The organism is Methylobacterium radiodurans (assembly GCF_003173735.1).
Taxonomy (GTDB): Bacteria; Pseudomonadota; Alphaproteobacteria; order Rhizobiales; family Beijerinckiaceae; genus Methylobacterium; species Methylobacterium radiodurans.
This window is the reverse complement of sequence record NZ_CP029551.1, coordinates 721,195-736,697: the sequence shown is the minus strand read 5'-3', so window position 1 is coordinate 736,697 and position 15,503 is coordinate 721,195. Positions and strand designations below refer to the sequence as shown.

The following is a 15,503-nucleotide window of genomic DNA, read 5'->3' as shown; positions in this document are numbered from 1 at the left end:
GTTAAGGACGGATGTAGGCGCCGGGCGGGCCGCGCCGAAACGAAACGGGGCGCGGCTCGCGCCGCGCCCCCATCTCGTCCGTGCAGGTCTCGTGAGAGCCGGATCAGTGCCCGGCGGAGACCGGGTTCATCACACCGTTGCGGGCATGGTGGGCCTTCAGCATCGGGCGCAGCGCCGTGATGGCGAGCACCGCCGCGGTCAGGTCCATGATGGCGACCGTGTAGAGCACGGTCGACCACGTTCCGGTGGCCTGCATCAGGAGGTTGCCGACCGGGACGAACAGGGCGGCCAAGCCCTTGGCGCAGTAGAGCACGCCGTAGATCTTGCCGATGTGCTTCGAGCCGAAGGTGTCCGCGGCGGTGGCCGAGAACAGGGAGTACACCTCGCCCCAGGCCAGGAACACGATGCCCGAGAGGATCACGAAGGCCCAGGGGTTCGAGCCGAAGTAGCCCAGCGCCACGATGCCGATACCCTCCATCGCGAAGGCGATGAACATCGTCTTCTCGCGGCCGATCTTGTCCGAGACCCAGCCGAAGAGCGGGCGCGACACGCCGTTCATGATGCGGTCGAGCATCAGCGCGAAGGGCAGGGCGGCCATGGCGAAGAAGTACAGGTTCACCTGGAAGTTCTTCACCCCGAGGTCCTGCGCGATCACGCCGAGCTGGGCCACCGCCATCAGGCCGCCGGTCACCGTGCAGGTGAACATCAGCAGCATCACCCAGAAGACCTTCGTGTTGAGGGCCTCCTTCAGGGTGTAGTCGCGCCGGGTCTGGAGCACGTGCGAGGAGAACTTGACCTCACCGCCGGCCGGGCCGCGCACGAAGATCGCCGCCAGGATGATCACCGAGCCCTGGATCAGGCCGAAGGTGAAGAAGGCCTGGGCGTAGCTGCCCGCATCGATCATCTTGGCGATGGGCAGGATGGTGAGCGCCGAGCCCGCACCGTAGCCGCCCGCCGTGAGGCCGACCGCGAGGCCGCGCCGGTCCGGGAACCACTTCAGGGCGTTGTTGATGCAGGTGGCGTAGACGCATCCGACGCCGATGCCGCCGACGATGGAGCCCATGTAGAAGCCGGTGAGCGAGGTCGCGTAGGAGTTCACGATCCAGGCCAGGCCCGTCATCAGGCCGCCGAACATCAGCACCTTGCTGGGGCCGTACTTGTCGATGAAGTAGCCCTCGATGGGGGTGAGCCAGGTCTGAACCACCACGAAGATGGTGAAGGCGACCTGGATCGCGGCGCGGTCCCAGCCGAAGGTCTTCTGAATCTCGGGGACGAACAGGGTCCAGGCGTACTGGATGTTGGCGGCTGCCACCATGCAGAGTACACCGAGCCCGAGCTGCAGCCAGCGTCCCGCCATGGGTCTCGCCTCAGCGCGTATTGCGGCGGAGGATGTCATGGGCGTCTCCTTCTCCCTCGCCGGCAATAGGTTCGCGAACGGACAATAATCCGGGCGCGCCTCCGGTCGATGCTTTCCCAGCGTCCGCGATCATTTGCTAAGATCCTGCGGCATCGCTGGTATGCAGTATTTGTAATGATGCGAGCGTTGGCAACCGGAATTTTCTTGCCGGAGGCTCGGAAAATTTTTCGTGCGGACGCGTGTTTTTGCGGATTAAAGATCTGACCCGAACGTGCAGCGAGTCGATCCTGGACGGAAAAGGTCCCGGGATCTCGGCGGGGGAGGGGTCCCTAGCCGGCCTCCTCGGGCTCGGGCCCCCGGGTGACGTCGAGGCCCGACCCGGCGCCCGCGGGCGGCCCGACCTTGACCGGCGCGCCGGTGCGGGCCGCCTCGTAGATCGCCTCCATGAGCACGTGGTCCTGCAGGCCCTCCTCGCCCGGGGTGCGGGGCCGGCGGCCCTCCTGGATGCAGCGGGCGAAGTGGTCCATCTCCAGGGCGAACTGATTCTTGTGGACGAGCATCCGCTCGTCTTTCGCAACGATCTTCCCGCTGCGGCGGGTCACGAACAGGCGCTGGCCCGTGTAGGCAAAGGCGTTGTCCAGATCGATCTCGGCGCCCGCGCTGTGCACCGTGAGGCGACGGGCTTCGTGCACGCCGTAGCTCGTCAGGCACTGGGCGATCACGCCCGAGGGGAAGCTCAGGGTGAAGCTCACGCTCTCCTCGACCTCGGCGAACTTGCCGTCGCCGGACGGCGAGTAGACCTGGGCGGTGATTCGGTCCGGCTCCTCGCCGAGGAGCGCGCGCACGCCGTTGAGGCAGTAGATGCCGATATCGGGCAGCGCGCCGCCGCCCGAGAGCGCCCGGCGCAGGCGCCACTGCTCGGGCAGGCCGGACGTCTGGCCGTTGAAGGCCTGGATCAGGCGCGGGCGACCGAACTCGCCCGCGCGGCTGATCCGCACAACCTCGCGGTTGAAGGGCTCGTACTGGCAGCGATAGGCGATCATCAGCCGGACGTTCGCCCGCTCGCAGGCCGCGATCATCGCGCGCGCCTCCGCGGAATTGGCCGCCATCGGCTTCTCGCAGAGCACGTGCTTGCCGGCATTCGCCGCCGCCAGCACGTTGTCCTTATGCACCGCGTTCGGCGTGACGATGTAGACGGCCTGGACGTCCGGATTGGCCTTCAGCCTGTCCCAGTCGCCGTAGCCGTAGACCGCGTCTTCCGGCACGCCGTACTGCTGCGCCACGAGCCGGGCCTTCTCGGGCGAGCCCGACATCACGGCGGCGAGCCGCGCGTGCTTGGTTTGGCCGAGCGCGGGCAGGATCTCGTCGAGGCTGAGCCGCCCGAGCCCGACGACGCAGTAGCCGGTGCGCCTGGCGACCGGCTGGGGGGCCGGGGTCGGAGCCGGCGGCTTGTCGCCCTCGCCGCGCCAGTTCGGGAACATCACCCGGTTTCCCTGCACCGCGCCCGTATCTGCCGGCACGGAGGGAGCGGGCGGTGCGGCGCTCGCGCGGCCGGCCAGGCCGACGGCGCCCGTGAGCGCGCCCGTTATCGCGGCGCCCGCCGCCAAGAGGTTGCGCCGGGAGAGCGCGCCGTCGTCCGTCATCAGGAATGTGTCCGCTGTGCGAGGGATCTCGCCCCGCCAATCAGGGCGCTCGCGCGGGGGTTCCGGACCAGCGGCGACCTGCCGGGCGGGGGCGCTACTCCCGCGATGTCACACCGCGGCAAAAACCGGTGGGGTTAGCGCCCGCCACCTTGCCGGCCCGGCGGCCCTCGGCGACAACGTGAGCGCGTTCCGGACCGGCCGAACTCGACCGGTCCTCGCACCGCGTATCTCGTGCAGGTGTCACCCAAGCGATGCTCCGGTTCCTCGGCCGGCATGCGAGCCTGTTGGCCTTCGGGGTGGTGGCCGCCGTCGTCCTCGGGCCCCTCACGGTGTTCTGGCCGGGAGCCGGGGCGCTGGCCGTCGCCCTCGTCGGTGCAGTCGGAGCGCTCGCCGCCCACGCCCGCGCCACCGCCCTGCGGGCGCGCTGCGACGTGCTCTCCCGCGAGGTCGACGGGCTCTCCAAGCGCCTGCTGCGCGCCGAGGCGCTCGCCGCCGCGCGGCCCGAGCCGGAGCAGGCGGGGCTGGCCGCCGAGATCTCGGAACTCGGCGTCGAGATCGGCCTGCTCAGCGGCATCGTGCGCGACCTCACTGCAGTCGTCGGCGTCCAGGACGCGGAGGTCGCCCGCCTGAAGGCCGCGGCTGCCCGTCCGCCGGCCGTACCCGCCGCGCCGCGCCCGGCGCCCGCCGTCCCGCAGCCGATCGTCCCACCCCCGGTCCGGCCCGTGCCCGCGGAGCCCGCGACGCGGCGTCCCGCACCCGAGCCGGCCCCCGTGCCTGCGCCCCTGCCAGCCCCTGCGCCCGCGCCGGCCAGGCCTCTTCCGCCCCGCACGGTCCTGCCGCGTCCCGAGCCGCTGCCCGAGGCCGCGCTGATCGCCGCCTTCGAGGAGGACGGGCTGGAGGTGCATCTCCAGCCCGTCGTCACCCTGCCGCAGCGCAAGGTCGTCGCCTACGAGGCGCTGGCGCGGTTGCGCGCGGGCACCGACCTCCTCGCGCCCGAGGATTTCCTGCCGGTCCTGGAGCGGCACGGGCGCACGACCGAACTCGATCGCCGCATGCTCCAGCGCGCCGCCACCGTCGCGCGCCATCTCGGCAGTCGCGGCAGCGAGGCGAGCGTGACCTACGGCCTCTCGCCGCTCTCGCTCTACGAGCCCGGCTTCCTGCGCTGGCTCGCCCGGCTCGTCGCCGACGATGCCGGGCTCGCCGGCCGCCTCGTGCTCGCCCTGCCGCAGGCGAGCTGGCGCAGCCTCGACGCCGAGCAGGCGGGCGCGCTCGGCGCCTTGCGCGGCAAGGTCGGCTTCGTCCTCGACCGGCCGCAGGACCTGCGCTTCGACGGGGCAGCCCTCGCGCGCGCCGGCGTCGGGCAGGTCAAGATCCCGGCCGGGATGCTGCTGCGGCCGGAGCGGCCGGACCTCGCCGACATCGCCGTCGAGGATCTGGTGACGGCGCTCGCCAGGGCCGGGATCCGCCTCGTGGCGCAGTCGGTCGAGGCGGAGGGCGACGTGCCCGACCTGATCGACCTCGACGTGGCGCTGGCCCAGGGCTCGGTCTTCGCAGCGCCCCGCCCAGTGCGGGCCGACGTGCTCGCCGCCCCCCCGGCCGAGGCCGGACCGCCGGAGCCGCCCGAGCCGCCGCAGCGGCGGCCCTTCCGCTCCTTCCTGCGCCGGGCGAGCTGAGGTCCCCGGGCGTTGCCTTCCGTGCCCCGTCCGCCTAACCGGACGCCGCGACCGCCGCAGGACCAGGCATGACCGAGCACGCTTCTATCCCGACGCTCTCCGGTTTCCGGGAGATCGCGGATTCCTACGACCTGATCCTCTGCGACGTCTGGGGCGTGCTGCACGACGGCCGCCGGGCGCATACGGGCGCGGGCGAGGCGCTGATCCGCTTCCGCCACCTGCCCGGCTCCGAGCGCCCGCGCCGGGTGGTGCTGGTCTCGAACGCGCCGCGGCCCGGCGAGGGCGTCGGGCGCATCCTCGACGGGTTCGGCGTGCCGCGCGAGGCCTACGACGCGATCGTCACCTCGGGCGACCTCACCCGGGCGCTGATCGCCGACCGGCCCGGCACCCGCCTCTACCATCTCGGTCCCGAGCGGGATGCGGGCATCTTCCGCGGTCTCGACGTGGACCTCGTCTCCGCCGAGGCCGCCGACCTCGTGCTCTGCACCGGCCTGTTCGACGACCGCACCGAGACGGCCGACGATTACCGCGACACCCTCGCGGCGCTCCGCGCCCGGGACGTCCCGATGATCTGCGCCAACCCCGATCTCGTGGTCGAGGCGGACGGGCGGCTGATCCCCTGCGCGGGGCTGCTGGCCGCGGCCTACGCGGATCTCGGCGGCACGGTCGTCTACGCGGGCAAGCCGCACCGGCCGGTCTACGAGGCGGCGCTGGCGCGGGCCGGCGAACTCGACGGGCAGGAGCCGCCCGATCCCGCCCGGGTGATCGCGGTGGGCGACGCGATCCGCACGGATGTCGCGGGCGCGCGCGGCTTCGGCATCGCGAGCCTCCTCGTTGCCCGGGGCATCCACGCGGAGGAACTCGGGGTCACGGCCGAGCACCATCGCCTCGGCGAGATCGCAGACTGGCTCGCCGCCCAGACGGTGCGGCCGGACGCGGTGATCGAGCGCCTGGTCTGGTAGGATTCGGCCGCAAGGCGCGGGATGCCGAGGCCTAACGCGACCCGCAGGATGGGACGATCGGCCCCGCGGGGCCTCCAGACCGGAACTGGCGCGATGCCTGTTGCTTCGATCCTGCCCACGCCCTCTGAAACCCCCGTCCCCCTCGACGAGGCGGGGATGTGGGCGGCGCTCGCGGCCCGCGACGCCGCGGCGGACGGCCGCTTCGTCTTCGCGGTGCGTACCACCGGCGTCTATTGTCGCCCGAGCTGCCCGTCCCGGGCGGCCAAGCGCGAGAACGTCCGCTTCTATGCCGGACCGCCGGAGGCCGAGGCCGCGGGCTTTCGCGCCTGCCGGCGCTGCCGGCCGGACGCGGCGGGGCCGGAGGCGCGGCGGCGCGCGATGGTCGCGCGGGCCTGCCGCCGGATCGAGACCGCCGAGACCGAGCCGGCGCTCGCCGCCCTGGCGACGGAGGCGGGCCTCAGCCCCTTCCACTTCCACCGGGTCTTCCGCGCGGTCACCGGCGTGACGCCGCGGGCCTACGCGCGGGCGCGCCGGGCCGAGCGCGTCGCCGCCACCCTGCAGGAGGCCGGCACTGTGACGGCGGCGCTCTACGAGGCCGGCTACAACGCCCCGAGCCGCTTCTACGCGGAGGCGCCCGCGCGGCTCGGCATGAGCCCGACCGCCTATCGCCGGGGCGGGGCGGGCGCCCGCATCCGCTTCGGCGTCGGGGCCTGCACGCTCGGCGCCATCCTGGTGGCGGCGAGCGAGCGGGGCGTCTGCGCGATCCTGCTCGGCGACGACCCCGACGCGCTGGTGCGCGACCTGCAGGACCGCTTCGCCGCGGCGGAGCTCGTCGGGGGCGATGCGACCTTCGAGGCCTGGATGGCGCGGGTGATCGGCCTCGTCGAGGCGCCGGGGCGGAGCCTCGACCTGCCTCTCGACATCGGCGGGACCGCCTTCCAGCAGCGGGTCTGGGAGGCGCTGCGCCGGATCCCGGTGGGCGCGACCGCGAGCTACGCCGAGATCGCCCGGGTGATCGGCATGCCGGCGGCGGTCCGGGCGGTGGCGATGGCCTGCGGCGCGAACGCGCTCGCAGTGGCGATCCCCTGCCACCGGGTGGTGCGCTCGGACGGCGCGCTCTCCGGGTACCGCTGGGGCGTGGAGCGCAAGCGGGCGCTTCTCGCGCGGGAGGCGGGGGAGTGCGGGGAGGCGTGATGCGGTTTTGACGTCCGCGACTTTCCCCCCTCCTCTGCGGGGGAGGGTGGCACCCGAAGGGTGACGGTCGGGACGTAGTCCCGCAGAGAGGGGAACCACGCGAACGGAAGAGGTGCAGCCGTCATGCAGGGCACGGCCCGATCCTGACGCTGGGATCCCCTCACCCGACCCGGCCTGACGGCCGGCCCACCCTCCCCCGCAGAGGGGGGAGGGAGAGTCGCGAGGGCGTTCGCCGGATGCGCGACACGCGCGCTTGCAGAGCCCCTCGGATGAGAGCCGTCCCGGGCCCGAAGTCCCGGGACGGCCGACGCTTCACTCGGTCTCGGGCGCGATCTGCTCCAGCCCGCCGATGTGGCGCTGGGCGTAGAGCGGCAGGCCGATCTGGTTGATCAGCTCCAGCTGCGTCTCCAGGAAGTCGATATGGCCCTCCTCGTCCTCGGCCAGGTCCTCGAACAGGCGCTTCGAGACGCGGTCGTTGATCGAGTCGCAGTACTTGGCCGCCTCGAGGTAGAGCGCCCGGGCCTCGTTCTCGGCCGCGAGGTCGCACTCGATGATCTCCTGCACGGTCTGGCCGATCCGCAGCGGGTCGAGTTCCTGCAGGTTCGGGAAGCCGTCGAGGAAGAGGATCCGGTCGATGAACCGGTCGGCGTGGTTCATCTCCTCGATCGATTCCTTGCGCCAGAACTTGGCGAGGTCGACGTAGCCCCAGTCGTTCAGCAGGCGGAAGTGGAGCCAGTACTGGTTGACCGCCGTCAGCTCGCTGCGCAGGCCTCGGTTGAGGTACTCGATGACCTTGGTGTCGCCCTTCATGCCCCAGTCTCTCTCCGTTGTCGGAACGCGAGGAGATGGGCGCCCGGTTCGAGAACCGTCGGGCACCTGTCAGGCGGCCAGCTCCTCGTCCGCTGTTTGGAACTGTTTCAGACTGCACGCGCTCGCGCAAGACGCCGAGCAGGCATGGGCGTCCGCTTCGGCCGCCTCCGCGAGCGCGGTGCGCAGGATCGACCGGATGGTGCGGGCGCAGCGCCCGCATTTCGGGCTGCAGCCGAGGCAGGCATAGACCTGGGCCGGCGTGCGCGGGCAGGCCGGACCCGGGTCGAGGCAGCCGCGCACGGCGCCGTCGGACAGGACGTTGCAGGAACAGACGATCATGCGATCCGCGAACCCTGGCTTGGTTCTCGGCCGGCCGGAAGCCGTTCGGCCGTCCTTCGATCCGGAGCCCTCCGGCGGGCCCCTGCATAGCGCGACAGATTAGAACTCTTGAAAACTAGAGCGATTTCAACGCTTTAGCGCGGCGACACATGGCACCGCCCCGGGCGGCGGTCAAGGGTGCTCGTTTCACCCTCGCGCAATCGAATCGGCCGTCCCTGAAGCAACCGCCCTCGATCCGGCGCCTTTCCGGAGGGTGCGACGGACACGGTGACGCAGGCTCACCGCGCTGCCTCCGGCCGCCACGATCCCGTGGGAGAGGAAGGCCCGCGCTCCGTCCGGACAATGTCCGAGAGGCCGGCCGGTGCTCCCGGCATCCGGATGCGGACGGGTCCGATCGGCGCCCGTGGAGCGCGTCCGGTGGTCGGGTGCGGACAGGGACCGCCCTTCGTCATCCCGCAACGCAGCGAGAACGGGACGTGAGACTCCTGTTTCGACAAGGACTTAAAGCCGGCAACGGGTTTCGCCTCTCCCCGAATCCCTCTAGCCTTGCGCCATCCCCGCCTGTAAGGCCGCCCGGCGCGCTCACGCGCCGCCTCCTCGCGACCGCGCGGGGCAAATTCGGCGCAAGCCCGGACTGAAGGAGATTCCCAGGGATGGCAAAGACCGCAGCGGATGTCCTGAGGGAGATCAAGGACAACGACGTCAAGTACGTGGACTTCCGGTTCACGGATCCGCGGGGCAAGTGGCAGCACGTCACCTTCGACGTCTCGCTCGTCGACGACGAGATCTTCCAGGACGGCACCATGTTCGACGGCTCGTCGATCGCCGGCTGGAAGGCGATCAACGAATCCGACATGCTGCTGATGCCGGATCCGGCGACCGCCTGCATGGACCCGTTCTTCTCCGCCTCCACCATGTCGATCGTCTGCGACGTGCTGGAGCCGTCCAGCGGCCAGCCCTATTCCCGCGACCCGCGCTCGACCGCCAAGCTCGCCGAGGCGTATCTGCGCTCCACCGGCATCGGCGACACGATCTATGTCGGCCCCGAGGCCGAGTTCTTCGTCTTCGACGACGTGAAGTTCGGCGCCGACCCCTACCATACCGGCTTCCAGCTCGACTCGACCGAGCTTCCGACCAACGGCTTCACCGACTACGAGGGCGGCAACCTCGGCCACCGGGTGCAGACCAAGGGCGGCTACTTCCCGGTACCGCCTCAGGATTCGGCCCAGGACATGCGCGGCGAGATGCTGGCCGCCATGCAGTCGATGGGCGTGAAGGTCGAGAAGCACCACCACGAGGTGGCGAGCGCCCAGCACGAACTCGGCATGAAGTTCGACACGCTGACGCTGCTCGCCGACCACATGCAGATCTACAAGTACTGCATCCACAACGTGGCGCAGAGCTACGGCAAGACCGCGACCTTCATGCCCAAGCCCGTCTACGGCGACAACGGCTCCGGCATGCACGTGCACCAGTCGATCTGGAAGAACGGCAAGCCGCTCTTCGCGGGCGACAAGTACGCCGATCTCTCCCAGGAATGCCTCTGGTACATCGGCGGCATCATCAAGCACGCCAAGGCCTTGAACGCCTTCACCAACCCCTCGACCAACTCCTACAAGCGCCTTGTCCCGGGCTACGAGGCCCCGGTGCTGCTGGCCTACTCGGCCCGCAACCGCTCGGCCTCCTGCCGCATCCCGTGGACGACGAACCCGAAGGCCAAGCGCGTCGAGGTCCGCTTCCCCGACCCGATGGCGAACCCCTACCTCGCCTTCTCGGCGCTGCTGATGGCCGGCCTCGACGGCATCCTCAACAAGATCGATCCGGGTCCGGCGATGGACAAGGATCTGTACGACCTGCCCCCGCGCGAGCTGAAGCAGATCCCGACCGTGTGCGGCTCGCTCCGTGAGGCCCTCCAGAGCCTCGACAAGGACCGGGACTTCCTCAAGGCCGGCGGCGTGTTCTCGGACGACCAGATCGACTCGTTCATCGAGCTGAAGATGACCGAGGTGCTGCGCTACGAGATGACCCCCCACCCGATCGAGTTCGTGCAGTACTACTCGCTCTGAGCGGACGGGCCGGGCGGCGACGCCCGGCCTGTCAGGACGGAACGCGGCGCCGGGGCCCTGGAAGGGGCTCCGGCGTTTCGCGTTCCAAGGTCGGCATCGCGGCTTGGGCCGGCGGAAAGTCCTCGCCTAGGATCGGTGGCGCAGGCGCGGATCGGGCTGATCGCTGTGGGCCAGAGGACGAAGAAGCGGAACCGGACGAAGAAGCGGCTCGGCCGCCTGCCGCCGACCCCGGAATTCCGGTCTTTCGGCATGCGGTTCCATCAGGACACCGACCTTGAACACGACGGCCTGAGGGACGCCGCCCACTCTGCCCTGCGGAACTTCAAAGGTGAGGAACGCCGACGCCTGCGCGATTTCATCGGACAGGTCCTGCAGAGCGACCTGTCGCCGGACGAGCTGCGCAAGCTCTGGGGCCTGACCGGATCCGACGTGATCTTCTTCGAAGCGAAGGAGTTTCTCGCTTTCCTGGCCTTCGTGCACGATCAGCTGCGCAAGGGGCTGTAACCGCGAAGGACCCGCATGCTCACCCTCGACCACCTCGCTGTCGTCGCCCCCACCCTCGCGGAAGGAATCGCCCATGTCCGCGAGAGCCTCGAGCTCGACATTCCCGAGGGCGGGCGCCACCGCGAGATGGGCACGCGCAACCACCTGCTGCGCCTCGGCGAGGCGCTCTTCCTCGAAGTGATCGCGGTCGATCCCAAGGCGCCCCATCCCGGCCGCCCGCGCTGGTTCGGCCTCGACGATGCGGGCGGGGTGCGGGCCGATTGGGAGGCCGGACGGCGCCTGCGGGCCTTCGTGGCGCGCACGGACGACCTCGACGGCGCGGTGGCTCAGCGGCCCGGCCTGTTCGGCCGCCCGGCCCGCATGACGCGCGGCGCGCTCGCTTGGCGTTTCGGCGTGCGCGACGACGGCGCGCTGCCGCTCGACGGCCTCGCGCCCTGCCTGATGGCGTGGGGTCCGGAGGGCAATCCGGCCCGCGCCATGCCGAATCTCGGCGCGCGGCTCCTCGCCTTCCGGCTCGACCATCCCGACCCGGAGGCGGCTGCCGCCCTCTACCGGGAGATCGGCCTCATCGACTCGCCGGAGATTCGCGAAGGTCCCGTATTCCGCTACACGGCGGAGATCGAGACGCCGTCGGGCCCGCGCACGCTGGCCTGAGCCGCCCGCGAGGAGACACGGTTTGAACGCCACCCAACTCACGCATCACGACCTCGACGGCTACGGCGCCTCGACGGTCGTCGGCCGGTTCCGCGACGTGCGGCGGGTGGTGCACATCCCGCGCTACTCGGATGTTGGGCCGGTGGTCGAGACCGAGCTGAAGCGGCTGGAGCGCACGAAGGCGCCCGAGCTGCTGATCCTCACCGATCTGGGCCTGGAGGAGGTCGCCGTCACCTTCATCCGCCGCTTCGCGCAGATGAACCTGAAGCGCGAGGCCGAGCGGCGCCATCGCCTCGTGGTGCTCGACCACCACGCCTCCTCGATCGACCAGCTGCGCGCCCAGAAGCTGGAGCCGCAGGACGATCCCGAGCGGCCCGCCCTGAAGCGCTTCGATGCCGGCGACCCGGACACCGTCGTGCTGATCGACACGGAGCGCTGCGCCACCCGGATGGCCTACGAGCAGCGCGCGCTCTACGCGCCGGAGGCCGGCGAGGGCGACGCCGACCTCGCGAGCCTCGTCGCGGCGGTCGACGCCCTCGATCTCTGGCGCAAGGACCGACCGGAGTTTCTGGGCGGCCTCGCCCTCGACGAGGCCTTCTGGGACAACGTCTCGACCCTGATCCCGGTGGGCCATCCCTGGCACGACCGCTTCCTGAGCGGCCTGCTCCTGGCGCTCGCCGCGCTGCTGCGCGAGGGTCTCAGCCCGGCCGAGATCGAGGCCCGGCTGGGTGCCGTGCGCCTCCGCCTCGTCGACGACCTGATGGCGGGCGATCCCGACGACGACGCGGCCCTCACCACCCGCATGCGCGTCGCCCGCGCGCTCGCCCGCTCGGAGGAGCTGTTCCGGCCGCTCTCGGACGGCACGCTGCTCTCCTTCGGGCTCGATTCGGGCGCCTTCCAGCGCATCTCCGACCTGATCATGGAGGCCGGCCGGGCCCGCCGCGTCGTCAACGTGCAGCGGGTCGGCACGCTCTCCTTCCGCTCGAACAACGAGACGGCGCTCGACGGCGCGCGCAAGTTCCGCGGCGGCGGCCACCGGGACGCGGCCGGCGGCCGGCTCCAGAGCGGGGCGGCCTTCTCGCTCGCCGACGCGCTGGCGCAGGTCGAGCCTGTGCTGAACCCGCCCGCGCCCGATCCCGATGCCAGCCCCTTCGCGGCGCTTCGCGCCCTGAAGGGCTGACACGGCCTTGCGGAGCGGGTCGGGTCGAGGCGCCCCTAGCGCCGCGGCGCGCCCACGACGCCGCTCGGCGGGGCCGGCGGCTGTGCCGTCTGGCTCCGCTGCATCTCCATGCGGGCGGCGTTGTTCTGGCTCGTGGTGCCGATCTGGTTGGACCGGCTGTTGCTCTGGTTGGTCAGCGCCTGGTTGGTCGAAGTCGGGTTCGACAGGACCTGGGCTGAGGCCGGTCCGGCGGCGAGCGCCAGGATGGCGGCGAGGGTGACGTGTGCGAGGCGCATGGCGATCCTCCTGTTGCCGTGATCGTATGCAGGAACGACGTGCGAGCACCCGCCGGGTTCCTGCGCAGGGCCCGCGACACGAGCCGGCACGGCCTGTCCGGGCCGGGCGCCGGCCCTCGACGCCGTTCGCGTTTTGGTCCAGGGAGGATCCCATGCAGAACCCTCCGCACGCCGCTTCCAGTGCCGCCGGGGCCGCCGGGTCCCAGGGTGCCGGCAGCTCGATCTCCGCCCGCGCAATGGGCGGGCTGCGCCCGGACGCGGCCGCCTACCTCGACGGGCTGAACCCGGAGCAGCGCCGCGCGGTCGAGACCACGGAGGGGCCGGTCCTGGTGCTGGCGGGCGCCGGTACCGGCAAGACCCGGGTTCTCACCACCCGCATCGCTCACCTGATCGCGACGGGGCGCGCCCGGCCCTACGACATCCTGGCGGTGACCTTCACCAACAAGGCCGCCCGGGAGATGAAGCACCGCATCGGCACCCTGATCGGGCCGGCGGGCGAGGGCATGCCCTGGCTCGGCACCTTCCATGCCATCGGCACCAAGATCCTGCGCCGCCACGCCGAGCTCGTCGGGCTGAAATCCGACTTCACCATCCTCGGCACCGACGACCAGCTCCGCCTGATGAAGCAGGTCATCCTCGACCAGAACGTGGACGAGAAGCGCTGGCCCGCCCGCGCCTTGAGCCACGCCATCGACGGCTGGAAGAACCGGGGCCTCGGGCCCGAGCAGGTCCCGGCGGGGGAGGGGCAGGCCTTCGCCTTCGGCAAGGGGGCCGCGCTCTACACCGCCTACCAGGCCCGGCTCGCGACGCTCAACGCCGTCGACTTCGGCGACCTGCTGCTGCTCTGCCTCAAGCTCTGGCGCGAGAATCCGGACATCCTGCAGAACTACCAGAGCCGCTTCCGCTACATCCTGGTGGACGAGTACCAGGACACCAACGTCGCCCAGTACCTCTGGCTGCGCCTGCTGGCGCAGGGACACCGCAACGTCGCCTGCGTGGGCGACGACGACCAGTCGATCTACGGCTGGCGCGGGGCCGAGGTCGACAACATCCTGCGCTTCGAGCACGACTTCCCGGGCGCCGTCGTGGTGCGGCTGGAGCGCAACTACCGCTCGACCGGGCACATCCTGGCCGCCGCCTCCGGGCTGATCGCCCGGAACGAGGGGCGGCTCGGCAAGACGCTGCGCACCGACGACGAGCCGGGCGAGCGCGTCACCGTGACGGGCGCCTGGGATTCGGAGGAGGAGGCGCGCCAGATCGCCGAGGCGATCGAGCGGCTGCAGGGGAAGAAGCACCCCCTCTCCGAGATCGCCGTGCTGGTGCGCATCTCCGCCCAGATGCGCGAGATCGAGGACCGCTTCGTCCAGCTCGGCCTGCCCTACCGGGTGGTCGGCGGCCCGCGCTTCTACGAGCGGGCCGAGATCCGCGACGCGCTGGCCTACCTGCGCGTCACCGCAAACTCGGCCGACGACCTCGCCTTCGAGCGCATCGTCAATACGCCCAAGCGCGGCCTGGGCGATGCCACGCTCCAGCAACTCCACGCCTATGCCCGCGCCGAGCGCGTGCCCTTGCTGCTCGCCGCCCGGCGCCTCTGCGAGACCGACGAACTGAAGCCCCGCGTGCGCTCGACCCTGCGCGCGTTGACCGAAAGCTTCTCCCGCTGGGCCCGCTCGGTCGAGAGCCAGCCCCATTCCGAGGTGGCGCAGACCATCCTGGAGGAATCCGGCTACACCGAGATGTGGCAGAAGGACCGCTCGGCGGACGCGGCCGGGCGCCTGGAGAACCTCAAGGAGTTCGTCCGCTCCATGGAGGAGTTCCCGGATCTCGCGGGCTTCCTGGAACACGTCTCGCTGGTGATGGAGGCCTCCGAGGCGGAAGGGGCCGAGCGCGTCTCGCTGATGACGCTCCACGCCGCCAAGGGCCTAGAGTTCGACACCGTGTTCCTGCCCGGCTGGGAGGACGGCCTGTTCCCGAATCAGCGGGCGCTCGACGAGAGCGGGCGGGCGGGGCTCGAGGAGGAGCGCCGCCTCGCCCATGTCGGCCTGACCCGGGCGCGCAAGCGCGCCAAGCTGTCATTCGCGGTCAACCGCCGCATCCACGGGCTGTGGTCCTCGACCATCCCCTCGCGCTTCATCGACGAGCTGCCCGAGGCCTCCGTCGACGTGGTCGAGGCTCCGGCGCATTTCTCGGCGGGCGCCTCCCGCTTCGACCGCAACCCGGCGCCCTTCGGCTCCTCCTACGGCACGCCCGGCTGGCAGCGGGCGCAGGCCGCGACCAACGGGCGCGGCTTCGGCGCCTCGTCCGGCCGAGGTTCCGGCGGTCCCCGCCAGATCGAGGGCGAACTGGTGGCGAAATCCACCGGCAGCGCCTCGGCCTTCCAGGGCGGCCAGCGGGTCTTCCACACCAAGTTCGGGCCCGGCACCGTCGCGGGGGTCGACGGCAACAAGCTGACCGTTGACTTCGACAAGGCCGGCCGGAAGATGGTGCTCGACAGCTTCCTCCAGCCGGGGTGAGCTGTCCCGCCGGCTCAAGCCCGGACTTTTCAGGGCGGCAGGACCGGCCGGAATCGCCTCGCGGCGAGTCAGGATCGAGGGCGTGACGGATGCCGTGTCATCCTGTGTCCACCCCGCGGCGCGGCAGCGCCTGATCCGGCACCGCCCTCAAGATCGTCTCCGAATTGCAACAGCTACTCCCAAGCTCGCGCACGCGCGCTGGCTTGGTGCGGCCGTTGCTTGCCTGAGACGTGCCGGTTTGCACAGGCATCTGCGGCCGCGATGGAACCCGTGAACACGGTCCACCATTGAGGTGCAAAGGGCGAAACAGGTCTGAATAAAAGGTTTTCGACG

The 15,503-nt window shown here is 71.1% G+C and carries 13 protein-coding genes; 8 read left to right on the top strand and 5 right to left on the bottom strand.

Features of this window, described 5'->3' with window-relative positions:
- Window positions 1-103: 103 nt before the first annotated feature.
- Both oxlT and DK427_RS03225 read right to left on the bottom strand, forming a co-directional pair.
- Window positions 104-1,396 carry an oxalate/formate MFS antiporter gene (gene oxlT / locus DK427_RS03230; protein ID WP_109950007.1) on the bottom strand — a complete coding sequence of 431 codons (1,293 nt, stop codon included), beginning with the start codon at window positions 1,394-1,396 and terminating at the stop codon, window positions 104-106.
- Window positions 1,397-1,686: 290 nt separating this feature from the next.
- Window positions 1,687-3,000, bottom strand: a complete 1,314-nt coding sequence (locus tag DK427_RS03225; protein WP_109950006.1) for a Gfo/Idh/MocA family protein — start codon at window positions 2,998-3,000, stop codon at window positions 1,687-1,689.
- Window positions 3,001-3,251: 251 nt separating this feature from the next.
- Here DK427_RS03225 and DK427_RS03220 point away from each other — a divergent pair, with 251 nt between their 5' ends.
- The 3 genes from DK427_RS03220 to ada all read left to right on the top strand — a co-directional run bounded on the left by DK427_RS03220 (window position 3,252) and on the right by ada (window position 6,829).
- Window positions 3,252-4,673 carry an EAL domain-containing protein gene (locus DK427_RS03220; RefSeq protein ID WP_109950005.1) on the top strand — a complete coding sequence of 474 codons (1,422 nt, stop codon included), beginning with the start codon at window positions 3,252-3,254 and terminating at the stop codon, window positions 4,671-4,673.
- 68 nt (window positions 4,674-4,741) lie between these two features.
- A complete protein-coding gene (locus tag DK427_RS03215; protein ID WP_109950004.1) occupies window positions 4,742-5,635 on the top strand; it encodes a TIGR01459 family HAD-type hydrolase in 894 nt (297 codons plus the stop codon).
- Window positions 5,636-5,728: 93 nt separating this feature from the next.
- The gene (ada, locus tag DK427_RS03210; protein WP_204165257.1) at window positions 5,729-6,829 is read left to right on the top strand and encodes a bifunctional DNA-binding transcriptional regulator/O6-methylguanine-DNA methyltransferase Ada; all 1,101 of its coding nucleotides are present in this window, start codon (window positions 5,729-5,731) and stop codon (window positions 6,827-6,829) included.
- 312 nt (window positions 6,830-7,141) lie between these two features.
- Here the strand turns inward: ada and bfr are convergent, their stop codons facing one another.
- Both bfr and DK427_RS03200 read right to left on the bottom strand, forming a co-directional pair.
- Window positions 7,142-7,639 carry a bacterioferritin gene (bfr, locus tag DK427_RS03205; protein ID WP_109950002.1) on the bottom strand — a complete coding sequence of 166 codons (498 nt, stop codon included), beginning with the start codon at window positions 7,637-7,639 and terminating at the stop codon, window positions 7,142-7,144.
- Between the two features lie 69 nt (window positions 7,640-7,708).
- A complete protein-coding gene (locus tag DK427_RS03200; protein WP_109950001.1) occupies window positions 7,709-7,978 on the bottom strand; it encodes a (2Fe-2S)-binding protein in 270 nt (89 codons plus the stop codon).
- Window positions 7,979-8,631: 653 nt separating this feature from the next.
- On the opposite strand from DK427_RS03200, the gene glnA reads away from it, so the two are divergent.
- The 4 genes from glnA (at window position 8,632) to DK427_RS03180 (ending at window position 12,382) form a co-directional block, all read left to right on the top strand.
- Entirely contained in the window at window positions 8,632-10,044 is a 1,413-nt protein-coding gene (gene glnA, locus DK427_RS03195; RefSeq protein WP_109950000.1) for a type I glutamate--ammonia ligase, read from the top strand.
- A 135-nt stretch (window positions 10,045-10,179) separates the two neighbouring features.
- Entirely contained in the window at window positions 10,180-10,548 is a 369-nt protein-coding gene (locus DK427_RS03190) for a hypothetical protein (protein ID WP_109949999.1), read from the top strand.
- Between the two features lie 15 nt (window positions 10,549-10,563).
- Window positions 10,564-11,202: a VOC family protein gene (locus DK427_RS03185; protein ID WP_109949998.1), complete on the top strand. Its 639-nt coding sequence runs from the start codon at window positions 10,564-10,566 to the stop codon at window positions 11,200-11,202.
- A 22-nt stretch (window positions 11,203-11,224) separates the two neighbouring features.
- Window positions 11,225-12,382, top strand: a complete 1,158-nt coding sequence (locus DK427_RS03180) for a dimethylmenaquinone methyltransferase (protein WP_109949997.1) — start codon at window positions 11,225-11,227, stop codon at window positions 12,380-12,382.
- A 35-nt stretch (window positions 12,383-12,417) separates the two neighbouring features.
- On the opposite strand, the gene DK427_RS03175 is transcribed toward DK427_RS03180, so the two are convergent.
- The gene (locus DK427_RS03175; RefSeq protein WP_109949996.1) at window positions 12,418-12,657 is read right to left on the bottom strand and encodes a hypothetical protein; all 240 of its coding nucleotides are present in this window, start codon (window positions 12,655-12,657) and stop codon (window positions 12,418-12,420) included.
- Between the two features lie 152 nt (window positions 12,658-12,809).
- Between DK427_RS03175 and DK427_RS03170 the strand changes: the two genes are divergently transcribed.
- Complete coding sequence (locus tag DK427_RS03170) at window positions 12,810-15,170, top strand: ATP-dependent helicase (RefSeq protein WP_109949995.1); 2,361 nt, start codon at window positions 12,810-12,812, stop codon at window positions 15,168-15,170.
- Window positions 15,171-15,503: the final 333 nt, after the last annotated feature.